This window comes from Knoellia tibetensis (assembly GCF_048606415.1).
Taxonomy (GTDB): Bacteria; Actinomycetota; Actinomycetes; order Actinomycetales; family Dermatophilaceae; genus Knoellia; species Knoellia tibetensis.
In genome coordinates this window covers 1-18,500 of the sequence record NZ_JBMBWF010000006.1, presented here as the reverse complement: position 1 = coordinate 18,500, position 18,500 = coordinate 1, and the positions used below count along the sequence as shown (strand labels likewise).

17 protein-coding genes are annotated in these 18,500 nt (G+C 72.2%); 9 read left to right on the top strand and 8 right to left on the bottom strand.

Annotated elements, in window-relative coordinates; translation table 11 throughout:
• Positions 1-10 precede the first annotated feature (10 nt).
• Complete coding sequence (locus tag ACOJV7_RS16760; protein WP_420191369.1) at positions 11-736, bottom strand: TIGR03089 family protein; 726 nt, start codon at positions 734-736, stop codon at positions 11-13.
• A 105-nt stretch (positions 737-841) separates the two neighbouring features.
• On the opposite strand from ACOJV7_RS16760, the gene ACOJV7_RS16755 reads away from it, so the two are divergent.
• On the top strand, positions 842-2,959 hold the full coding sequence (locus ACOJV7_RS16755; RefSeq protein WP_420191368.1) for a hypothetical protein: 2,118 nt from the start codon (positions 842-844) through the stop codon (positions 2,957-2,959).
• Here the strand turns inward: ACOJV7_RS16755 and ACOJV7_RS16750 are convergent.
• The 4 genes from ACOJV7_RS16750 to ACOJV7_RS16735 all read right to left on the bottom strand — a co-directional run bounded on the left by ACOJV7_RS16750 (position 2,946) and on the right by ACOJV7_RS16735 (position 6,064).
• A complete protein-coding gene (locus tag ACOJV7_RS16750) occupies positions 2,946-3,734 on the bottom strand; it encodes an inositol monophosphatase family protein (RefSeq protein WP_420191367.1) in 789 nt (262 codons plus the stop codon). The genes ACOJV7_RS16755 and ACOJV7_RS16750 overlap by 14 nt on opposite strands.
• A 90-nt stretch (positions 3,735-3,824) precedes the next feature.
• Positions 3,825-4,586 carry an alpha/beta hydrolase family protein gene (locus ACOJV7_RS16745; RefSeq protein WP_420191366.1) on the bottom strand — a complete coding sequence of 254 codons (762 nt, stop codon included), beginning with the start codon at positions 4,584-4,586 and terminating at the stop codon, positions 3,825-3,827.
• 15 nt (positions 4,587-4,601) lie between these two features.
• Positions 4,602-5,642 (bottom strand): succinylglutamate desuccinylase/aspartoacylase family protein, encoded by a 1,041-nt coding sequence (locus ACOJV7_RS16740; protein ID WP_420191365.1) that lies wholly within the window; start codon positions 5,640-5,642, stop codon positions 4,602-4,604.
• The gene (locus ACOJV7_RS16735) at positions 5,639-6,064 is read right to left on the bottom strand and encodes an ATP-dependent zinc protease family protein (protein ID WP_420191364.1); all 426 of its coding nucleotides are present in this window, start codon (positions 6,062-6,064) and stop codon (positions 5,639-5,641) included. The genes ACOJV7_RS16740 and ACOJV7_RS16735 overlap by 4 nt, the downstream gene beginning before the upstream one ends.
• A gap of 79 nt (positions 6,065-6,143) precedes the next feature.
• On the opposite strand from ACOJV7_RS16735, the gene ACOJV7_RS16730 reads away from it, so the two are divergent.
• Positions 6,144-7,334, top strand: a complete 1,191-nt coding sequence (locus tag ACOJV7_RS16730) for a RimK family alpha-L-glutamate ligase (protein WP_420191363.1) — start codon at positions 6,144-6,146, stop codon at positions 7,332-7,334.
• A gap of 421 nt (positions 7,335-7,755) precedes the next feature.
• The gene (locus ACOJV7_RS16725; RefSeq protein ID WP_420191362.1) at positions 7,756-8,448 is read left to right on the top strand and encodes a class I SAM-dependent methyltransferase; all 693 of its coding nucleotides are present in this window, start codon (positions 7,756-7,758) and stop codon (positions 8,446-8,448) included.
• A gap of 24 nt (positions 8,449-8,472) precedes the next feature.
• On the opposite strand, the gene ACOJV7_RS16720 is transcribed toward ACOJV7_RS16725, so the two are convergent.
• Complete coding sequence (locus ACOJV7_RS16720) at positions 8,473-9,108, bottom strand: trimeric intracellular cation channel family protein (RefSeq protein WP_420191361.1); 636 nt, start codon at positions 9,106-9,108, stop codon at positions 8,473-8,475.
• 71 nt (positions 9,109-9,179) lie between these two features.
• Here ACOJV7_RS16720 and ACOJV7_RS16715 point away from each other — a divergent pair, with 71 nt between their 5' ends.
• Genes ACOJV7_RS16715 through ACOJV7_RS16690 form a run of 6 tightly spaced genes read left to right on the top strand, consistent with a single transcriptional unit; the run spans position 9,180 to position 16,227 of the window.
• On the top strand, positions 9,180-10,403 hold the full coding sequence (locus ACOJV7_RS16715; RefSeq protein ID WP_420191360.1) for an MFS transporter: 1,224 nt from the start codon (positions 9,180-9,182) through the stop codon (positions 10,401-10,403).
• A gap of 11 nt (positions 10,404-10,414) precedes the next feature.
• Positions 10,415-11,545 (top strand): glycosyltransferase family 2 protein, encoded by a 1,131-nt coding sequence (locus ACOJV7_RS16710; protein WP_420191359.1) that lies wholly within the window; start codon positions 10,415-10,417, stop codon positions 11,543-11,545.
• On the top strand, positions 11,538-13,478 hold the full coding sequence (locus tag ACOJV7_RS16705) for a glycosyltransferase family 4 protein (RefSeq protein ID WP_420191358.1): 1,941 nt from the start codon (positions 11,538-11,540) through the stop codon (positions 13,476-13,478). The genes ACOJV7_RS16710 and ACOJV7_RS16705 overlap by 8 nt, the downstream gene beginning before the upstream one ends.
• A 30-nt stretch (positions 13,479-13,508) precedes the next feature.
• Complete coding sequence (locus ACOJV7_RS16700) at positions 13,509-14,441, top strand: lysylphosphatidylglycerol synthase domain-containing protein (protein ID WP_420191357.1); 933 nt, start codon at positions 13,509-13,511, stop codon at positions 14,439-14,441.
• Positions 14,438-15,298: a class I SAM-dependent methyltransferase gene (locus ACOJV7_RS16695; RefSeq protein WP_420191356.1), complete on the top strand. Its 861-nt coding sequence runs from the start codon at positions 14,438-14,440 to the stop codon at positions 15,296-15,298. The genes ACOJV7_RS16700 and ACOJV7_RS16695 overlap by 4 nt, the downstream gene beginning before the upstream one ends.
• Positions 15,295-16,227 carry a DNA-3-methyladenine glycosylase family protein gene (locus ACOJV7_RS16690; RefSeq protein WP_420191355.1) on the top strand — a complete coding sequence of 311 codons (933 nt, stop codon included), beginning with the start codon at positions 15,295-15,297 and terminating at the stop codon, positions 16,225-16,227. Before ACOJV7_RS16695 ends, ACOJV7_RS16690 begins: the two co-directional genes overlap by 4 nt.
• A gap of 77 nt (positions 16,228-16,304) precedes the next feature.
• Here the strand turns inward: ACOJV7_RS16690 and ACOJV7_RS16685 are convergent, their stop codons facing one another.
• Both ACOJV7_RS16685 and ACOJV7_RS16680 read right to left on the bottom strand, forming a co-directional pair.
• The gene (locus tag ACOJV7_RS16685) at positions 16,305-17,975 is read right to left on the bottom strand and encodes a vWA domain-containing protein (protein ID WP_420191354.1); all 1,671 of its coding nucleotides are present in this window, start codon (positions 17,973-17,975) and stop codon (positions 16,305-16,307) included.
• A 128-nt stretch (positions 17,976-18,103) separates the two neighbouring features.
• Positions 18,104-18,500 (bottom strand): hypothetical protein (locus ACOJV7_RS16680; protein WP_420191353.1); only part of this gene is annotated, 397 nt, incomplete at its 5' end.

Below are 18,500 nucleotides of genomic sequence, written 5' to 3'. Positions count from 1 at the left end.
GACGCGCCGCTCAGGGGCCGGTCGCGCCCTCGACCCGGGACCGCTCCGCGAGGACGTCCGCCGGCGCCTCGCCGCGACTGAGCACGACCGAGCCGTCTGCCGCCCAGAGGGCGAGGCAGGCGGAGAGGAAGTCGGCCGTGTCCGTCGTGGTGAGGTGCCGGCGTTCGGCCGAGTCCTCCTGCGGCGCAACGAGATCCGCGTATGCCGTCCGCTCACCTCCGCGCACGAGCGCGATGTCGTCGTCGTCCGGCTCCTCCCACGGGTCGAACTGGTCGCCGTGCGTGCTCAGCTCCCGCGCCTCGTCCATGGCGCCGGCTGGCACCGGAACGCTCGCGGCCCGCGCGAGGGCGGCGAGGGTGACGAGGACGGCACGAGTGCCGGCGTCGCCGGCAGCGCGGGCGGCCTCCGGCTCGGTCGTGACGAGGACGTCGTCGGGCGCGTCACCCGGTGCCGGCGTGCCCACGCCGACCGTGCCGCCGACCGACCACGTCGCGAGGGCCCAGTAGGCCGTCCGCCAGTGCGGCGGCAGATCGAGCCGGACGACGGAGCCGGGCGCGACGTCGAGCTCGTCCTGGAGCGCGTTGGCGGCCTTGCTCACCCAGTTCGACAGGACGCGAGCGGAGAGCTCGATGCGCTCGCCGCGGGTGGGTCCGTCGGTGTCGTCGTAGGTCGTGATCCGCGGTTTGGCGGAGTCGGAGCGGAGCATCTGCTGCAGGACGTCTGCGGGTCGGGTCACGCACCCGAGGGTAGGCCCCTCTGTGCTGCGTCCGGCAGAACGACGACCTGGCCACCGGAGTTGCGGACGCAGGGGAGGGTGGGGTGACGGATACGGTGGGGCATCATGAGCCGCTCGCCGCTGGTCGCTGACGAGGACCTACCGACGACGACCCTCGAGCGGCGGGTGGGGCAGTGGCTGCAGACGGTCGTCCTCGGTGCGGCGACCTGGGTCGTCGTCATGTCGCTCCTCGCCGTCGTCCTCGCCGGCCTCGGCGCCTGGTTCCCATGGCTCGTCCTGCCGCTCGCGGTCGTCGCCGCGGGCGCGAGCGGGTGGTGGGCACACGGCATACCTGCTCGGTCCCTGCCCGTGTGGACCGCGTCGCTCCTCGTCGCCGTGTGTGCAGGCGCCGGCATCTGGACCGCCGCGACGCACTCGGAGCAGGTGGTCCCGAGGCGTGACTCGGCGAGCTACCTCCAGACGGCGGTCTCGATGGCCGAGACCCACCGCCGGGTCGTGCCCGTCGACGCCGCCGACGTCGGCGGTCCGGAGGTGCTCGCCCTCGAGGGAATCACTCTGTCGAGCCCGGCGTTCTACGAGGTCGGCAGCGACGAGGAGCCCTCTGTCCAGCCGCAGTTCGTCATCGGGCCCGGGGCGGTGTGGTCGCTCGGCGTGTGGCTCGGCGGACCGGGTGCGGCCATGCTCCTGCCCGCCCTCGCCTCGGCTGTCGGGCTCCTCGGCATCGGTCTCCTCATGGCACGGTGTGGCGCGCCCCGATGGTCGCCGGTCGCGGCGGCGGGCGTGGCGCTGCTCTTCCCGGTGCTGCACACCGCGCGCTCGACCTACTCCGAGCCGCTCGCGATGGTCACCCTCGGCGGCGGGCTGCTGGCACTCACCGTCGCCTCCCGCCGCAGCGCACGCGGTGAGGCCGGGCGGGCCGCACTGCTCGCCGGCGTGCTCATCGGCGGCACGGCCTTCGTGCGGATCGACGGGCTGCGCGAGACGATCCTGCTCATCCCCGTCGCCGCCCTCGCGCTGGCGCAGGGGCACCGGTGGATGCGGACGACGCTCCTCGGGGCCGGCGCCTCGACCGCGCTCGCCGGCCTCTCGGCCCTGTGGCTCTCGAACGAGTACCTCGGCACGATCGCCGCCAGCCTCGTCCCGCTCGTCGCACTCGGCGTCCTCATGGGCGCCGGGACGGCGGCGCTGCTCTGGTGGCAACGGCGTGGAGGCGCTGTGCCACAGGCGATCTCGCGACGCCTGCCCGACGCGCTCGGTCTGGCGGTCGTGGTCCTCGGGCTCTTCCTCGCGAGCCGTCCGTTGTGGCAGACCGTGCGCCAGTCACCCGACGACCCGGGCTCGCGGGTCGTCGCGGGGCTCCAGCTGCGGCAGGGACTCGTCGTCGACGGCGGGCGGACCTATGCCGAGCAGACCGTCGCCTGGCTGTCGTGGTGGGTGGGGGTCCCGGCACTCGTCATCGCGCTCTGCTCGCTCGCGTGGGCGGTGCGGACGGCGACGACGTGCTGGACGCAGGGGGAGCGGCTGCCGTCGTGGACTGGCGCGCTCCTCATCGCTGCCGGCTCGACCGTTCTCACCCTCTGGCGTCCCGGCATCACGCCCGACCACCCGTGGGCCGAGCGTCGCCTCCTCATCGCGCTGCCCTTCGTCGTCGTCCTCTGCGTGGCAGCCGCCGCGTATGCCGTCCGCCATCTCTCGCGACGAGCGCCCGTCCTGCTCGCGGTCGCCGCCGGCACGGCCCTGCTGGTGGCCACCCTCGTGCCGACGGCAGCGGCCACGTGGCCGCACCGCTCCGAGAGGGTCGAGCTGGGAGAGCTCGCGGCCGTCGAGCGAGTGTGCCAGGCACTGGAACCCGAGGACGTCGTGCTCGCCGTCGACTCACGCGCCGCCAACGAGTGGCCCCAGGTGGTGCGCGGCCAGTGCGGGCGCCCGGCGCTGTCGACGACGAGCGCACTGCGCAAGGACCCCGATGCCCTCAGGGTCGCGGCGGCTCGGGTGGCCGGTGCGGTCCAGGCGAACGGAGGGCGCCTGGTCCTTCTCGCCGCCGACTCGACGGCCGCGCTGGAGTCGATCGACGCCGGATCGGGCGAACCGGTGCTCGACACGACCGTCCTCGAGGACATGCGGCTCCTCGAGCGGCGGCCCGACCACCTCGTCACCCTGCCGCTGCAGGTCTGGCTGGCGCCCTTGCGGACCGGCCCCCAGGGCACGCTCAGCGGCGGCTGAGGTCCTTGGGCATTCGCCGCGCGACGGCGGCATAGGTCGTCCGGTCCGCGGCGACGACGAGCCCGGGCTGGGTCGAGCGCGGTCCGTAGGTGACACCGTCGAGGTGGCCGACGTGCCCGCCGGCCTCGGTGACCATGAGCGATCCCGGCGCGTGGTCCCAGGCGTTGGAGCGGCTGTAGAGGATGTAGTCGACCTCGCCCTCGAGGAGCTTGGGGTAGTCGACGCCGCAGCACACCCACGACGGGCGCAGGGCGGGCAGGTCATCCAGCGCGTGCCCGCGCAGCGACCAGATGGACGTCGCGCCACGGGGGTCGTCCTCGTCGGCCACCGGGCGGCGGGTGATGCGCTCGCCGTCGCGCTCGACCCCGGCGCCTCGCTCGGCCACCCAGGCGACCTCGTGCTCGGGCTGCCAGATCCACCCGCGGGTCGTCTCGCCCGCGCGGGTCTCGGCGATCATCACGGCGTGGTCGGGGCTGCCGTGGACGAAGTTCTTCGTGCCGTCGACCGGGTCGACCGTGAAGGCGTGGTCGGCGCCGAGGTAGCGCTCGAGGATGCGCGGGTCGGCCGCGTGAGCCTCCTCGCCGAGGACGACGGCGTCGGGATAGGCCTCGTTGAGCGCCCGGGTGATGAGGACCTCGGCCTCTCGGTCGGCGACGGTGACGAGGTCGCCGGGGTTCTTCTCGATGACCTCACCGTCGGCGAGGGATCGGAACCGCGGGGTGATGACCTCGGCGGCCACCTGCTTCATGAGCTCGAGAACTGCGCCTGTGTCCACGGGCACACACGCTTCCACAGGTGGTGGCGCGGTGGCACATCGGGTACGCCCACGGCATACGGGTCGTGCGAGAGCCGGAGGCCTGGGTGGTCAGCCGAGGGCGAGGTACTGGTCGGCCCACGCGCTGATGATGCGTCCGGCGCGGCGCGCCTGGCCCGGCGCGGTGAGGAGGTGGTCGGACCCCTCGAGCGAGACGAAGTTGCGGGGGTGGCGCGCGGTGCGGAAGATCTCGCTCGCGTTGGCGATGCCGACGGTGTTGTCGGTGGGGGAGTGCATGACGAGCAGCGGACGGCGCAGGGTGCGGATGCAGTCGCGAAGGTCGGCCCGCCGGACGTCCTCGACGAAGTCCCGGCGGAGGGTGAGGGCCTTGTCGCCGAGCCGGACCGGGGCCTCGCCCTCGGCCAGGACGCGGTCGAGGACCGCGTCGTAGTTGTGCTCGACGTGAGAGGGGTCGAACGGCGCAGCGACGGTGGCCACGGCACGCGCCTCCGGGATGTCACCGGCCGCCGCCAGCACGGCCGCGCCGCCGAAGGAATGGCCCACGAGGAGCTCGACGGCCCGGCCGGTCGACGCCATGAACCGTGCCGCCTCGACGGTGTCGGCGACCTTGTGCGAGAACGAACCGTCGCCCCAGTCGCCCTCCGAGTCGCCGAGCCCGAGGTTGTCGAAGCGCAGCATGCCGATGCCCTCGGCGGCCAGCTGCTTGCAGATGCGCGACGCGGCGGGGCAGTCCTTGCCGAGCGTGAAGCCGTGGGAGAACACGCCCCAGCCGCGGACGTCGCCGTGCGGCATGTCGACGAGTCCGGCGAGGAGCTCACCGGAGCTGCTGGGGAAGCGAACCTTCTCGGCCATGGGGCACCTCGCCGGTCAGAGGACAGGGATCTCGTCGAGGGCGTCGAAGGCCTCGGCGGCGTCCGGGTGGTCGGGCACGCCGGGGGGCTCGGCGCCCTCGATCTCGGCGATGTGGACGAGCGCGTCGCCGCGGTTGACGAGGGGTGCGGTCGTGCGCCCGATGACGAGTCCGGCGCGGTCGGCGCGAACGAGACGGAGGGTCTTGCCGAAGGAGTCGCTGAGCCCCCCGAGGCGGTCACCGACCTCGACCCGCTGGCCGAGCGTCGCGTCGAGGTGGACGATGCCGCTGCGCCCGGCCCGCAGCCACCCGCCGCGGCGGCTCACGAGGCTCGGCGGGGGAGTCGGTCCGCCGTTGGCGTCGACCATGTCGAGGGCGGCGAGGACGCGCATCACGCCGGACACGCCGGCCTCGATCGCCCACTGGTCGAACCGCATCGCCTCGCCCGACTCGAAGAGCAGGACCGTCGCACCGCGCTCGCGGGCGGCGGCGCGCAGCGACCCGTCGCGAAGCTTCGCGTGCAGCATCACCGGGGCGCCGAACGCCTCGGCGAGGCCGCGGGTGCGCGGGTCGTCGAGGTCGGCGCGGATCTGCGGGAGGTTCGTGCGCCGGTCCGAGCCGGTGTGGAGGTCGATGCCGACCTCGGACTTGTCGACGACCTCGCGCATCATGAGGTTCGCGATCCGTCCGGCCAGCGAGCCGCGGGCCGAGCCGGGGAACGACCGGTTGAGGTCGCGGCGGTCGGGCAGGTAGCGGTCGCCAGCCATGAAGCCGTGGACGTTGACGATAGGGACGGCGATGAGCGTGCCGCGGAAGGTGCGCGGCGAGAGGCTGGCGAGGACGCGGCGGATGACCTCGACGCCGACGACCTCGTCGCCGTGGATGGCGGCGTTGACCCACACGACGGGCCCGTCCTGGCGGCCGTGGAGGACGCGCAGGGGAAGGCTCACCTCGGCGCCGGTGACGAGCTTGGTGATGGGCAGCCCCATCTCGCGGGTCTGGCCGGGGCGGATCTTCACCCCGCCGATGGCGAAGGACGGCCTGGTGACCGGGCTCATGCCCGACCCCGGTTGCGGCGCCGCAGGTGCAGCTTGGGGCGTGGGCCGAGGTAGGACTCGGCGGGGTCGACGAGGAACCCGTGGCGCAGCGTCTCGCGCCCGATGAGCATGCGGAAGCCCATCTCGTCACGGCGGCTCAGCGTCACCTCGGTGGTGAGGCGGCGGCGGGCGAGGACGAGCTCGAGCTCGACGACGAGTCGGGTCTCGGAGTGGCCGTTGGAGGAGCGCACGACGCGCTCGTCGACGACCGGGCGCTCGAGCACGACGGCGTCGTCGTCGCTCGACTGCCAGGGGTGGATCGAGAAGCGGACCCACGGGTCACCGTCGCGCTCGAACCTCTCGAGGTCGAAGGCGTGGACGGCCGACGAGCGGGCTCCGGTGTCGATCTTCGTCTTGATCCATGGGACGTTCGCGGACGGCATACGCACCCACTCACGCCATCCGACGTGGATGGTTGGATGGGTTGCTCCGTGCACCCGACCATCCTCGCAGGTACCCCACATGAAGCTCGCCATCCTCTCGCGCGCGCCGCGGGCCTACTCGACCCAGCGACTGCGCACCGCCGCCCTCGACCGCGGGCACGACGTCAAGGTGCTCAACACGCTGCGCTTCGCGATCGACCTCTCCGGGCCGGAGCCCGACCTGCAGTTCCGCGGACGCGCGCTGTCGGACTACGACGCGATCCTGCCGCGCATCGGCAACTCGGTGACCTACTTCGGCACGGCGGTGGTGCGCCAGTTCGAGCAGATGGACGTCTACACGCCCAACACCGCCAACGGCATCTCGAACTCGCGCGACAAGCTCCGTGCGACCCAGATCCTCTCGCGCCACCAGATCGGTATGCCGGCCACGACCTTCGTGCGCAACCGCGCCGACGTGCCGGCCGCGATCGAGCGGGTCGGTGGGGCGCCCGTCGTCATCAAGCTGCTTGAGGGTACCCAGGGCATCGGCGTCATCCTCGCGCCCGACAACAAGGTTGCCGAGGCGATCATCGAGACGCTGCAGAGCACGAGCCAGAACGTCCTCATCCAGAGCTTCGTCAAGGAGAGCAAGGGCCGCGACATCCGTGCGCTGGTCGTCGGTGACCGCGTCGTCGCGGCGATGCGGCGGACGGCGCAGGGCGACGAGTTCCGGTCCAACGTCCACCGCGGCGGCTCGGTCGAGGGGGTCACGCTCGACCCGGCGTTCGAGGAGGCGGCGGTGCGGTCGGCGCAGATCATGGGTCTGCGCGTCGCCGGTGTCGACATGCTCGAGGGCGCCGACGGCCCCCAGGTCATGGAGGTCAACTCCTCGCCCGGCCTCGAGGGCATCGAGGCCGCGACCAAGCTCGACGTCGCCGGCGCGATCATCGACTACATCGGCAACCAGGTCGCCTTCCCCGAGATCGACGTGCGCCAGCGGCTCACCGTCTCGACGGGCTACGGCGTGGCCGAGCTCGTCGTGCACGGGTCGGCCGACCTCGTCGGCAAGACGATCGCGGAGTCGGGGCTGGAGGACCGCGACATCACCGTGCTCACGCTGCACCGTGGCACCTCGGTCATCCCCAACCCGCGTCGTCGGACCGCTCTCGAGGCGCAGGACCGGCTGCTCTGCTTCGGCAAGCTCGAGGAGATGCGGTCGATGATCCCCGAGCGCCGTCGTCGTCGGGCCAAGGTCCGCAAGCTGCCCAAGGAGCCCATCCACGAGGGGTGAGGGTCTCGTCCTTCCGCAGACCCCCGCCGGTCATGGGGTCGAACCCGCACCCAGTGGCGCGATCGGCCATGAACGTGACTCTTCAGGAACCGTCGCCGCCGAGGCCCCCGCCTCCGGTGTAGTTCATGCCCCAGTTCGCCTCCGGGGCCTTCGTGCCGGGCGCCGCGCCGTGGTAGCGCCGACGCCCGCATCGGGTGCAGGTTCCCACCTGCATCTCGTCCTCGAGGGAAACATGCCAACGGTGCGAGCCGATCCTGCACGCGATTCCCCTGGTCGTGTCCATGCCCCATGGTGTCGGTCCCGCGCGAGGCATGTCCACGCTTTCCCCGCAGATGGCGCGTCCCGGTCTGTCGGCTTGGTCGAGGATCGCGCCGGCGGTACGAAGGACGTCCACGCCTGTGATGCGAACCGGGGGGCTTCGATGACAACCGACTACGACGACTTCGCCGCTGCCTACGCGGCCGAGAACGAGAAGGGCCTCTTCAACGCCCACTACGCGCGCCCGGCGATCGTCAGCCTCGCCGGTGACGTGGCGGGGCGCCGGGTGCTCGACGCCGGCTGCGGCTCGGGCCCTCTCATGGAGTCGATGCGCGCTGCCGGGGCCGAGGTCGCCGGGTTCGACGTCAGCGCGGCCATGGTCGATCTGGCCCGGGAGCGGCTGGGCGAGGACACCGCCCTCCTCGTGCACGACCTCAAGGAGCCACTGCCCTACGACGACGGCGAGTTCGACGACGTCATCTGCTCGCTCGTCCTGCACTACCTCGAGGACTGGGGCGGGCCGCTCGCCGAGCTCCGGCGTGTCCTGCGCCCCGGCGGCCGCCTCCTCGTCGCGGTCAACCACCCCACGGCATACGCCGTCGTCTATCCCGACGCCGACTACTTCACGGTCACGCAGTACACCGAGGACTACCGGTTCGACGGGCGCGAGGTCTTTCTGACGTTCTTCCATCGCCCGCTGAGCGCGATGAGCGACTCGTTCAGCGAGGCCGGGTTCCGCATCGCGGTCCTCAGCGAGCCGCCCCTGTCGCCGGACACCCCGCCCGAGCTGCGGCCGCCGGGCTTCGAGGGCGAGGCCTTCATCTGCTTTCTCTTCCTCGTCCTCGAGGCCGTCTGAGGGCGGTATGCCGTCCGGCTCGCCTCAGCGGTGGACGCGTCGTCCCCGTCCGGTCTGCCAGTCGAGCGACCACGACGACATGCGCACCGCGATGACGACGCCTACTCCGACGAGTGCCGACACGAGGACCGGCATCTCGAGCGCGCGGAGCACGAAGTAGGCGACGCACCCCGGCACCGCCGCGAGCACGTAGAACGACCCGGGCTTGAAGTGCTCGGGCGTCGTGTTGATGAGGACGTCACGGATGAGCGCGCCGCCGACGCCGGCCACCGTTCCGACGAAGACGCACGAGATGGGCGGCAGCCCCACGCTGATCGCCCGGTCGGTGCCGAGGATCGAGTACATCGCGAGCGACATCGCGTCGAGCATCGTGAACGCGACGTCGCGCCGGAACCGCAGCGGCCCGACGAGCTTGAGCAGCGGCGCGACGAGCACGCCGCCGACGAACGCCGAGGGCAGCAGCCACGGCGACGTCAGCGCGCGCACCGGCACCTGCAGCAGGAGGTCGCGCAGCAGCGCCCCGCCGAGCCCGCCGATGACCGCGAGGAAGAGCACGCCGACGATGTCGAACCCCTGCCGGCGCGCCGCCAGGGCACCCGCGAGCCCACCGAACCCGACGGCCACGACGTCGAGCCAGAGGGGGATGGCGAGCGAGTTCACGCGAGCAGGCTAGTGGGCGGACGGCATACGGGCGGGTCTCGTCCGGGAGCGGCATGCGGCAGGATGCGGACGTGCTGCAGCGACTGGGATTCCCGCGGGTGGGGGAGCATCGCAGGTTCGTCTCGGCGATCGTCGCCGACACCGTCGGGAGCGGGCTCTTCCTCCCGCTGACGATCCTCTACTTCGTCAGGGTCACCGACCTCACCCTCGTGCAGGTCGGCTCGGCCCTGAGCATCTCGGCGCTTCTGACGATGCCGGCCGCGTTCGTCATCGGCACCCTCGTCGACCGGCTCGGTGGCCGTCGGATGATGCTCCTCGGCAACGTCGTCCAGGCGGTCGGGATGCTCGGCTACCTCTGGGTCGAGGAGTTCTGGCCGGTCGCGCTGTGCACCGTCCTCCTCAACCTCGGTCGTCAGGCGTTCTGGGGCTCGTTCGGCAACGTCGTCACCGCGATCACGAAACCGGGGGAGCGCGAGCTGTGGTTCGGCTTCCTGCAGGCGCTGCGCAACCTCGGGTACGCCGTCGGCGGCGTGCTCGCCGGCATCGCGCTCCAGGTGGGCACGGAGACGGCCTTCAGGACCGTCGTCGTCGCCAACGCGCTGACCTTCGTCGTCGCCTTCGTCCTCCTCCTCGACGTCCCCGACCACCGCTCCGTCCCCGCCGACCAGGTCGCGACGGGCGGGGGCTGGGGCGTCGTCCTTCGCGACCGGGCCTACCTGCGGCTCGTCCTCGGCCAGCTGACCTTCGTCGTCGGCATCATGGTGCTCAATTTCGCCCTGCCCGTGTATGCCGCCGAGACGCTCGCGCTGCCGGGCTGGCTGGTCGGGGCGATCTTCACGCTCAACACGGTCATGGTCGGGCTCGGGCAGGGGCTCATGGTCCGGTGGATGACCGGCCGGGTGCGCGCCCGGATGATGGCGCTCGCGCAGCTGCTCTTCCTCGCCGGCTACGCGACCTTCGTCCTCGCCGGTGTGCTGCCCGTCTGGCTCGCCGTCGCCGCGATGCTCCTGGGAGCGGTCGTCTACACGAGCGGCGAGCTCGCGGGCGGCCCGGTCTTCTCGGCCACCGCGGCCGAGGCGGCACCCGACCACCTGCGCGGGCGCTACCTCGGTCTCGTCCAGCTCGTCTGGGGGGTCGGCGGCACGGTCGCACCGGTCGCCTACACATGGCTGCTCGAGCACGGCACCGCGACGATCTGGCTGGTCCTCGGGCTCGTCGCCCTCGTCGGAGCCGCCTTCTGCCTCACCCTGCCGCGCGCCCTGCCGACGGCGGGTGAACGCGTCACCGCCGGGTAGTCTCGACACCGATGAACGAGCACCCGCAGACCCCGGCCCCGACCGTCGTCCCGCCGGCCCCGACCGCCCAGCCCGCGACCGTCGAGCCCGCCCCGGCCACCGAGCCGATCACCGTGCGCACGGGCGAGCTCGCGGGCGGGAGCGACGACCCAGGCGACGTCGGCACGCTCGCCGCGCGGCCGGCATACGACCCGACGTTCCAGACCACGACGGCGCTCGACCCGCGACCCAAGGTGCTCGAGGACGGCAGCGAGCGGCCCTACGTGACGATCGTGCTGCCCTGCTACAACGAGGGCGCGCACGTCCTCAAGGAGATCGACCGCATCACGACGGCGATGAACGCGAGTGAGTTCACCTACGAGCTGCTCTGCATCGACGACGCCTCGACCGACGACACCCTCGCGGTGCTCGAGCAGGCGGCGCGCGACTACGCGAACCTGCGGATCATGCCGTTCCGGCGCAACGGCGGCTCCGGCACCGCCCGGCGCATCGGCACCCAGCAGGCCCACGGCGAGATCGTCGTGTGGACCGACGCGGACATGACCTACGAGAACGAGCGGATCCCCGAGCTCGTCCGGATCCTGCGCGACGACCCGAGCTACGACCAGGTCGTCGGCGCGCGCACCACCGAGGAGGGCACGCACAAGTGGGCCCGCGTCCCGGCGAAGTGGCTCATCCGCAACATCGCCCAGTGGCTCACCAAGACGCGCATCCCCGACCTCAACTCGGGGCTCCGGGCCTTCCGTCGCGAGGTCTCGCTGCCCTACCTGCGGCTGCTGCCCGCCGGGTTCTCGTGCGTCACGACGATCACCATCGCGTTCCTCAGCAACCAGCACGACATCAAGTACGTCGAGACGTCCTATGCCAAGCGCGCCGGCGTGAGCAAGTTCCACTTCGTCAACGACGCCTACCGCTACATCCTCCAGGTGCTGCGGATGGTCATGTACTTCGACCCGCTCAAGGTGCTCATGCCGCCGGCGCTGTGGCTCGTCGTCATCGGCTTCGTCAAGGGCGTCGTCGACATGGTCCGTCACCCGTTCTACTTCCCGGCGTCGACGGTGCTGCTCGTCGTGAGCGGCATCATGATCGGCTCGCTCGCGCTGTTGTCCGACCTCGTCGTGAGGTCTCGCGACGGTGTCTGACGCCGCGCCGGGCTCCGCATCGCTGCGGGTTGCCGTCGTCGGGCCGACCCACCCCTACAAGGGCGGCGTCGCCTCGCACACGACCGAGCTGTGCCACGAGCTCGCCGAGGCCGGCCACGACGTCACGCTCGTCTCGTGGAGCCACCTCTATCCGTCGTTCCTCTACCCCGGCGAGCAGGCCGTGCCCGGTGGCGCGCCCGACGTCGAGCCCTTCCCGCGCACCGTCCGCGCGCTGTCGTGGTCCCGCCCCGACACGTGGGTGCGCACCGGTCGCCGCCTGCGCGACATGGACGCGATCATCGTCGTCCACGTCATCCCGCAGGGCGTGCCGTCGAACCTCGCCGTGCTGCGCGCCGCCGGTGTCGGTCGCACGTCGTCGTCGGGTCGGGGTCCGCGCTCGATCGTCATCGCGCACAACGTCCTGCCGCACGAGGCCCGGCCCGGTGACCGCCGGCTCATGGAGGCGTTGCTGCGCCGCGTCGACTCGGTCGTCGTCCACTCGGACTCGCAGGCCAAGCTCGCGACCGAGCTCGGGGCCGGCCACGTCCGCGAGCTCGACCTGCCGCCGCACCTGCCCGGTGGCGAGCCCGAGAAGCACGTCGACTCGACCGGACCGACGCGGCTGCTCGCGCTCGGGATCGTCCGCGACTACAAGGGCGTCGACCTGCTCCTCGACGCGATGCTCGACGTCCCCGACGTGAGCCTCACGGTCGCCGGCGAGATGTGGGGCGACAGCGGCCGCCGCGTCAAGGAGCTGGCCGCCGACCCCCGCCTCGCCGGCCGCGTCGAGGTCCACAGCGGCTACGTCCCCGCCGACCGCATCGCCTCTCTTCTCGCGCGTCACGACGTCCTCACCCTGACCTACCGCTCCGCGACCGCCTCGCAGAACGTCCTGCTCGCCCGCCGCCACGGCCTGCCCGTCCTCGCGACCCACGTCGGCACCTTCGGCTCACAGGTCCGAGACGGTGTCGACGGGCTCCTCGTCCCGCCCAGTGACCGGGACGCCCTCGTCGACGCGTTGCGTCGCCTCTCCGACCGCTCGTATGCCGGTGAGCTGCGTTCCGGGGTCCGCCCACCGGACCTGTCGGGACCGTGGGCGCACTACGTCGGCGGCATCGAGGCGCTGGCGAGCGCCGAGTCCGACGCGTTCGCCGACTCCGACGACGAGGGCGACGAGCCCGTGCCGGCCGACACCGTCGTGCAGCGGGCCAAGGACCTGGTGACGGCCGTCCGACTGCGCCGACGCCACCGGCTGAGCCTGAGGCCGAGCGACTTCCCCGAGTGGGTGCGTGCCTCCGACGTGCTCGCCCTCGACAGCGACGCGCTCGACGCGCAGGCGCTCGCGAAGGACCTCGGGCTCCCGAAGTGCTCCGACGCCGTGGCGGCGTGGGCCGCCGTGGGTGCCGTGGCCGCCGTGCTCCGCATCCGCGACGACGGCCGGCGCGGTGCCGTCATCGTCGATGAGTCGGGCACGAAGAGCCCCTTCTCACGGTGGGTGCGTGCCCTCGGCTTCGAGCCGGTCGAGCTCGAGCTCACGGGTCGCCGCACGTCGGTCGAGGTGCTCGACGTCGACACCGCGAGCCTCGACGTCATCGCCCGCATCCACCCCGGTGGCTGCGGCGCCGACGACATCGACCACGCCGTCGGGCAGGCGTCGTGGGCGCTGCGCTCGGGCGGTCTGCTCGTCCTCACCCTGCCGATCGGCGAGGGCGACCCGGAGTGGGCGGTGAGCCCGGCCGACATCCGCGGGGTCCTCGCCCGTGCCGACGACCTCGGGCTCGTGCTCGTCGGTGACGTCGACGGTGACATCACCGAGCGCATCCGCGCGGCCTCGACCTCGGCGCGCGAGGTGCGTGCAGCGCAACCCGAGGGGCGTCGCGAGGGTGCGACGCCGGCATACGGGATCCTGCGACTGACGTTCCGGCGCCGGTGACCCGGTGTCTCCGACGGCCCGGGTGACGAGGTGACGCGCTCACGGGGATTCGACCTCGTCCGCATCGTCGTCGCCCTGCTCGTGCTCGTCGCCGTCGTCGTCGCGGTGTGGCGCAACTGGTCCGACGTGTCGGACCACCTCGGTGACATCCCCCTGGGCACGCTGGTCGCGGCGTTGGTCCTCTCGTTGTCGTCGCCGGTCTTCACCCAGCTCGGGTGGCGGGTGCTGCTCGCCGACCTCGGAACGCGGCTGCCTCTGCCCGCCGGCGCGAGCGTCTTCTTCGTCGGGCAGCTCGGCAAGTACCTCCCCGGTTCGGTGTGGAGCGTCGTCGCGCAGGCCGACATGGGGTCTCGTCTCGGGGTGCCGCGCCGGCGCATGGGCGTCGTCGGGCTGCTGTCGATCCTGCTGTCGGTCATCACCGGTGCCATCGTCGGCATCCCGGCGGTGCCGCTGCTCGTCGCGCGCTCGGGCGAGGTGACGTCGCTGTGGTGGTTCGCCCCGGCGGTCGTCCTGCTGCTGCTCCTGTGGCCGCGGCTGCTCAACTGGGGGATCGCCACGCTGCTGCGGCTGCTGCGGCGCGAACCGCTCGAGCACTCGCTCACCGCACCGGCGATCGCGCTGACCTCCATGTGGTTCGTCCTCGCCTGGCTCAGCGCGGGAACGTCGATCCTCCTGCTCGCGCACGCGCTGTCGTCGGGGACGCCGGTACGCGACCTCGTCGTCACGTCGGTGTGCGGCTTCGCGCTCGCGTCGGCGATCGGGATGTTCTCGATCTTCGTACCCGCCGGGGTGGGTGTGCGCGATGGTGTGCTGGCGCTGCTGCTTGGGGCGCTCATGCCGTTCCCCGCGGCGATCGCGGTCGTCGTCGTCTCGCGGTTCTTCTCGGTGGCGGCCGACGTCGTCGTCGCGGCCGTCGGCTGGGGCTGGGCCCGAACCCACCACCTCCTAGGATCGCGGACATGAGCGAGCAGCCGAACGACGGGGCCGGCAGGCCGGCGCGCGAGGAGCAGCTCGCCTACTCCGAGCTCATGGACAAGATGCTCGACGAGAAGGCCCGTCGGCAGAAGGCCGCCAAGCTCATCTCCGTCATCGCCCACGGCCTGGGCCGGTCGGGCGCCGACCCCGGTGGTCCGCTCGCCGGGCTCACGGCGGTCGACGTGGGCTGCTCGGCCGGGTTCATCGCCGACGAGCTCGCCCTCGCGGGGGCGCGGACGACCGGTGTCGACATCGACGAGCCGGGGCTGGCAAAGGCGCGCGAGCGGTTCGGGTCGCGGGTCGACTTCCGGCTCGCGCGCGGCGAGGACCTGCCGTTCGAGGACGGGTCCGTCGACGTCGTCGTGCTCAACCACATCTACGAGCACGTCGTCGACCCCGAGGCCGTCGTCGCCGACATCCACCGCGTGCTCGCGCCCACGGGCGTCCTCTACCTCGGTATCGGCCACCGCTGGCAGGTCATCGAGCCGCACCACCGGCTGCCGTTCCTGTCGTGGCTGCCGCAGCGCGCCGCCGACCGCTACATGCGGCTCACCGGCAAGGGTGACCACTACTACGAGCAGTACGCGACGCCCGCGGGGTTGAGGCGCATGTTCGCCGCCTTCGACGTCTGGGACTACACCCTGCCCGTCCTCGCCGACCCCGAGGCGTTCTCCGGCGGTGACGTCATCCCCGAGTGGGTGGGGCGGGTGCCCGAGCGCGCTCTGGCCGCGGCTCTCCCTCTCGTCCCGACCTACGTCTGGTTGGCGTTCCGCTCGCCGTCGAGGCCGGCCGGGCCCAGGCTGCGGGTGGCGCCTCGGCACGTCCTCACCTCTCGGCCGAGATGACGGCGGCCCCGGACCTCACCCGGACCTTCCGACCGAGCCGGCCGCTCCAGCTCGGGGCCGTGGTCCGGATCTTCATGCGCGGCGCCGGCGACCCGACGTCGTGGTCGGACCGCAGCCGGGCGTGGGTCTTCGCATGGCGGACGCCGACCGGGCCGGTGACGCTGCGCCTCGTCGACCACCCCCGTCTCGGTGAGGTCGAGGCCCATGCGTGGGGCGAGGGGGCTGAGTGGATGCTCGACCGGCTCCCGTCACTGCTCGGCGAGGATGACGACGGCAGCGGTTTCGTCGCGCACCACGACGTCGTGCGTGAGGCCCGGCGGCGCTTCGACGGCTGGCGGGTGCCCGCGTCCGGACTCGTCGTGCAGGCCCTCATCCCGACGATCATCGAGCAGCGCGTCACTGGCAAGGAGGCGTTCGCCGCATACCGGATGCTGGTGCGCCACAACGGAACTCCTGCTCCGGGGATCGGCGCCGACCTGCGGCTCGTCGTGCCGCCGGAGCCACGCACGTGGGCGCTCATCCCGTCGTGGGAGTGGCTGCGCGCGGGGGTGGACGGGGCCCGCTCCCGTCCCGCGGTGACCGTCGCCACCCGAGCCGGTCGCCTCGAGGAGACGGTGGGTATGCCGTTGCCCGACGCGCGTCGCCGGATCGAGTCCCTGCCGGGTGTCGGCCGGTGGTCGAGCGCCGAGGTCGCGCAGCGGGCGCTGGGCGACGGCGACGCGGTGAGCTTCGGTGACTACCACGTCGCGAAGAACATCGGATGGGCGCTGACGGGGACACCGGTCGACGACGAGGGCCTCGCGGAGCTCCTCGAACCGTATGCCGGCCACCGCTACCGGGTGCAGCGCCTCCTCGAGCTCGCCGGGGCGATGCGACCGCGGCGTGGCCCTCGTTTCACCCTGCCGACGCACCTGCCGGGCCGCAGCTGAGAGATGTGTGGTGGTTGGGGCTGCGGCTGCGGGTGGGGTGGGGGCGCCGGCTCGGGGAAGGAGACGGCCCGAGCTGCTCAGTCCACCGAGCGCACGGCCTCGACGAGTGAGGCGAGCTCCGTCGCACCCGGGGCCTCCTCGTCCTCGAGGGCCTGGACCCGGCGCACCAGGTCACGGGGGAGGGTGCTCTGGCCGCTCTGGACGAGGCGGGCCACGTCGACGACGGCCGCCGCGACACCGAGCGCGCCTCGTGGTTGCTCGGTCGGTCCGAGGCGGAGGGTGAGGGCGTCCTCGTTCTGCTCGCCGTCGACGGTCGAGCGCCATCGCACCCGTGCGCTGCCGAGACTGACCCCATCGTCGGCCAGCCTCGTCGTGCGGACCTCATAGAGCGCGGTGACGCGATGACCTGCGCCGATCTCGCCGGCATCGACGGTGGGGTCGTCGAAGTCCTCGTCGGCGAGGGCTCGGTTCTCGTAGCCGACGAGCCGGTAGGCCGACACGGTCTCGGGGTCGAACTCGACCTGGATCTTGGTGTCCTTCGCGACCGGGGTGAGCGTGCTCCGAAGGTCGTCGACGAAGAGGCGTCGGGCCTCCTCGAAGGTGTCGACGTAGGCGTAGAAGCCGTCGCCTCGGTCGGCGAGCTGTTCCATGAGGTGGTCGTTGTAGCTCCCCATGCCGTAGCCGACGGTGACGAGGTGGATGCCGCGACGACCGTTGTCGCGGATAGCCGAAGCGAGCTCGCGGCCGTCGGTGACGCCGACGTTCGCCACGCCGTCGGAGGCGAGGAGGACGACGTTGGTCGCGTCGGAGCGGAAGGCCTCCCGGGCCCGGTCGTAGCCGAGGAGGAGCCCTGCCTCGAGGTTGGTGCTGCCGCCGGCCCGGAGTCGGTCGATGGCGGTGAGGATGGTGTCCGTGTGCCGCACCGGGGTCGGCTCGAGCAGTGGCAGGGCGTCGGTCTCGTAGGTGACGATGGCGATGGTGTCGGTGGGGCGCAGGTTCTGGACGAGCACGGCGAGGGAGGCCTTGACGAGACCGAGGCGCTCCCGGCTGTCCATCGAGCCGGACGTGTCGACGACCATGGTGAGCGCCACCGGCGGCCAGTCGCTCTTGTCGATCTGCCTGGCCTGCAGGCCGATTCGCACGAGCCGCGTCTCGCCGGTGGGGGAGAGCGCCTGGTCCGAGCGCAGCTCCAGGTCCTTGCGGGCCGGTGTCGGGAAGCCGCTGTCGAAGGCGTTGAGCCACTCCTCGACCCGCACCGTGTCCGGGGAGGGCAGCACGCCCTCGTCGAGACTGGCTCGCGCGAACCGGTAGGAACCGGTGTCGACGTCCGCCCCGAAGGTCGACGTCGGGCGCACTCGTGTCTCGACGAAGCCACCGGGTTCGACATCGCGGAGATCGGGGTCGGTCGGACGCGGGTCAGTGGGTGGCACCGGCCACGACTGGCGTGGTCCGGTGGGTCCGGTGGGTCCGGACGGTGCGTACGGGCCGGGCGGGCCGTTCGGCGCGGTCCCGCCCTGCGGTGAACCGCCCAGTGGCGAGGCGCCCTGTCCCGGGCCGCCCTGTCCCGAGCCGCTGCTCGCGGATCCGTTGCGTCCGGAGCCGGTCGAGCCGCTGGAGTCGCCGCCCTGCTCAGTGTAGCTGTCGTAGTAGCTCTTCGCGTCGGCGGACCCGTCGGACCCAACGGAGGTCGAGCACCCGGAGGCGACGACGACGATGCCGGCCAGCAACGCTGCGGGAAGGGTTCTCATGCCCGGTCGGACGGGGATGCCCTGGTGCTGGTTCCATCACTCTGCGGCCGTTGCCCAACCGCAACCTCGGGGCCTCGCTTCCCGGGGCTCCTCTCCGCCATGGCCACCGGGCCACGCGGGTGGCCGGGTCAGAACGGCGGGGGACTCGTCTCTGGTCTCGACGGGCGTGGGTCGATGGTCGGGATGTCGACCGCAGCGTTCCGTGGTCCGAAGTGGCACTCCACCGCGAGTGCGGCCTTTTGTGGTGGTGGTTCGGGGCGTCGCTGGATCGAGGTGTCCTCGTCCGGGCTGAGCTCGTCCAATGAGTGCGGGACGGAGACGAGGTCGAGGAGGCGGGCGAGGGCGAGCTCGGCGAGGCTGTGCGGCGCCACGGGTGGACTCGACATGAGCGCAGCGAGAGTTCTCTGCGTCAGAGTCGGCAGCTGATAGGTGTTCAGGGCTCGTGCAGGGAAGGTGGCGTCGGCGGACGGGTCGAGGTGAAGGACGCGGTCGAGGTGGTCGACGGGTGCGGTGGTGGTGTGGCGG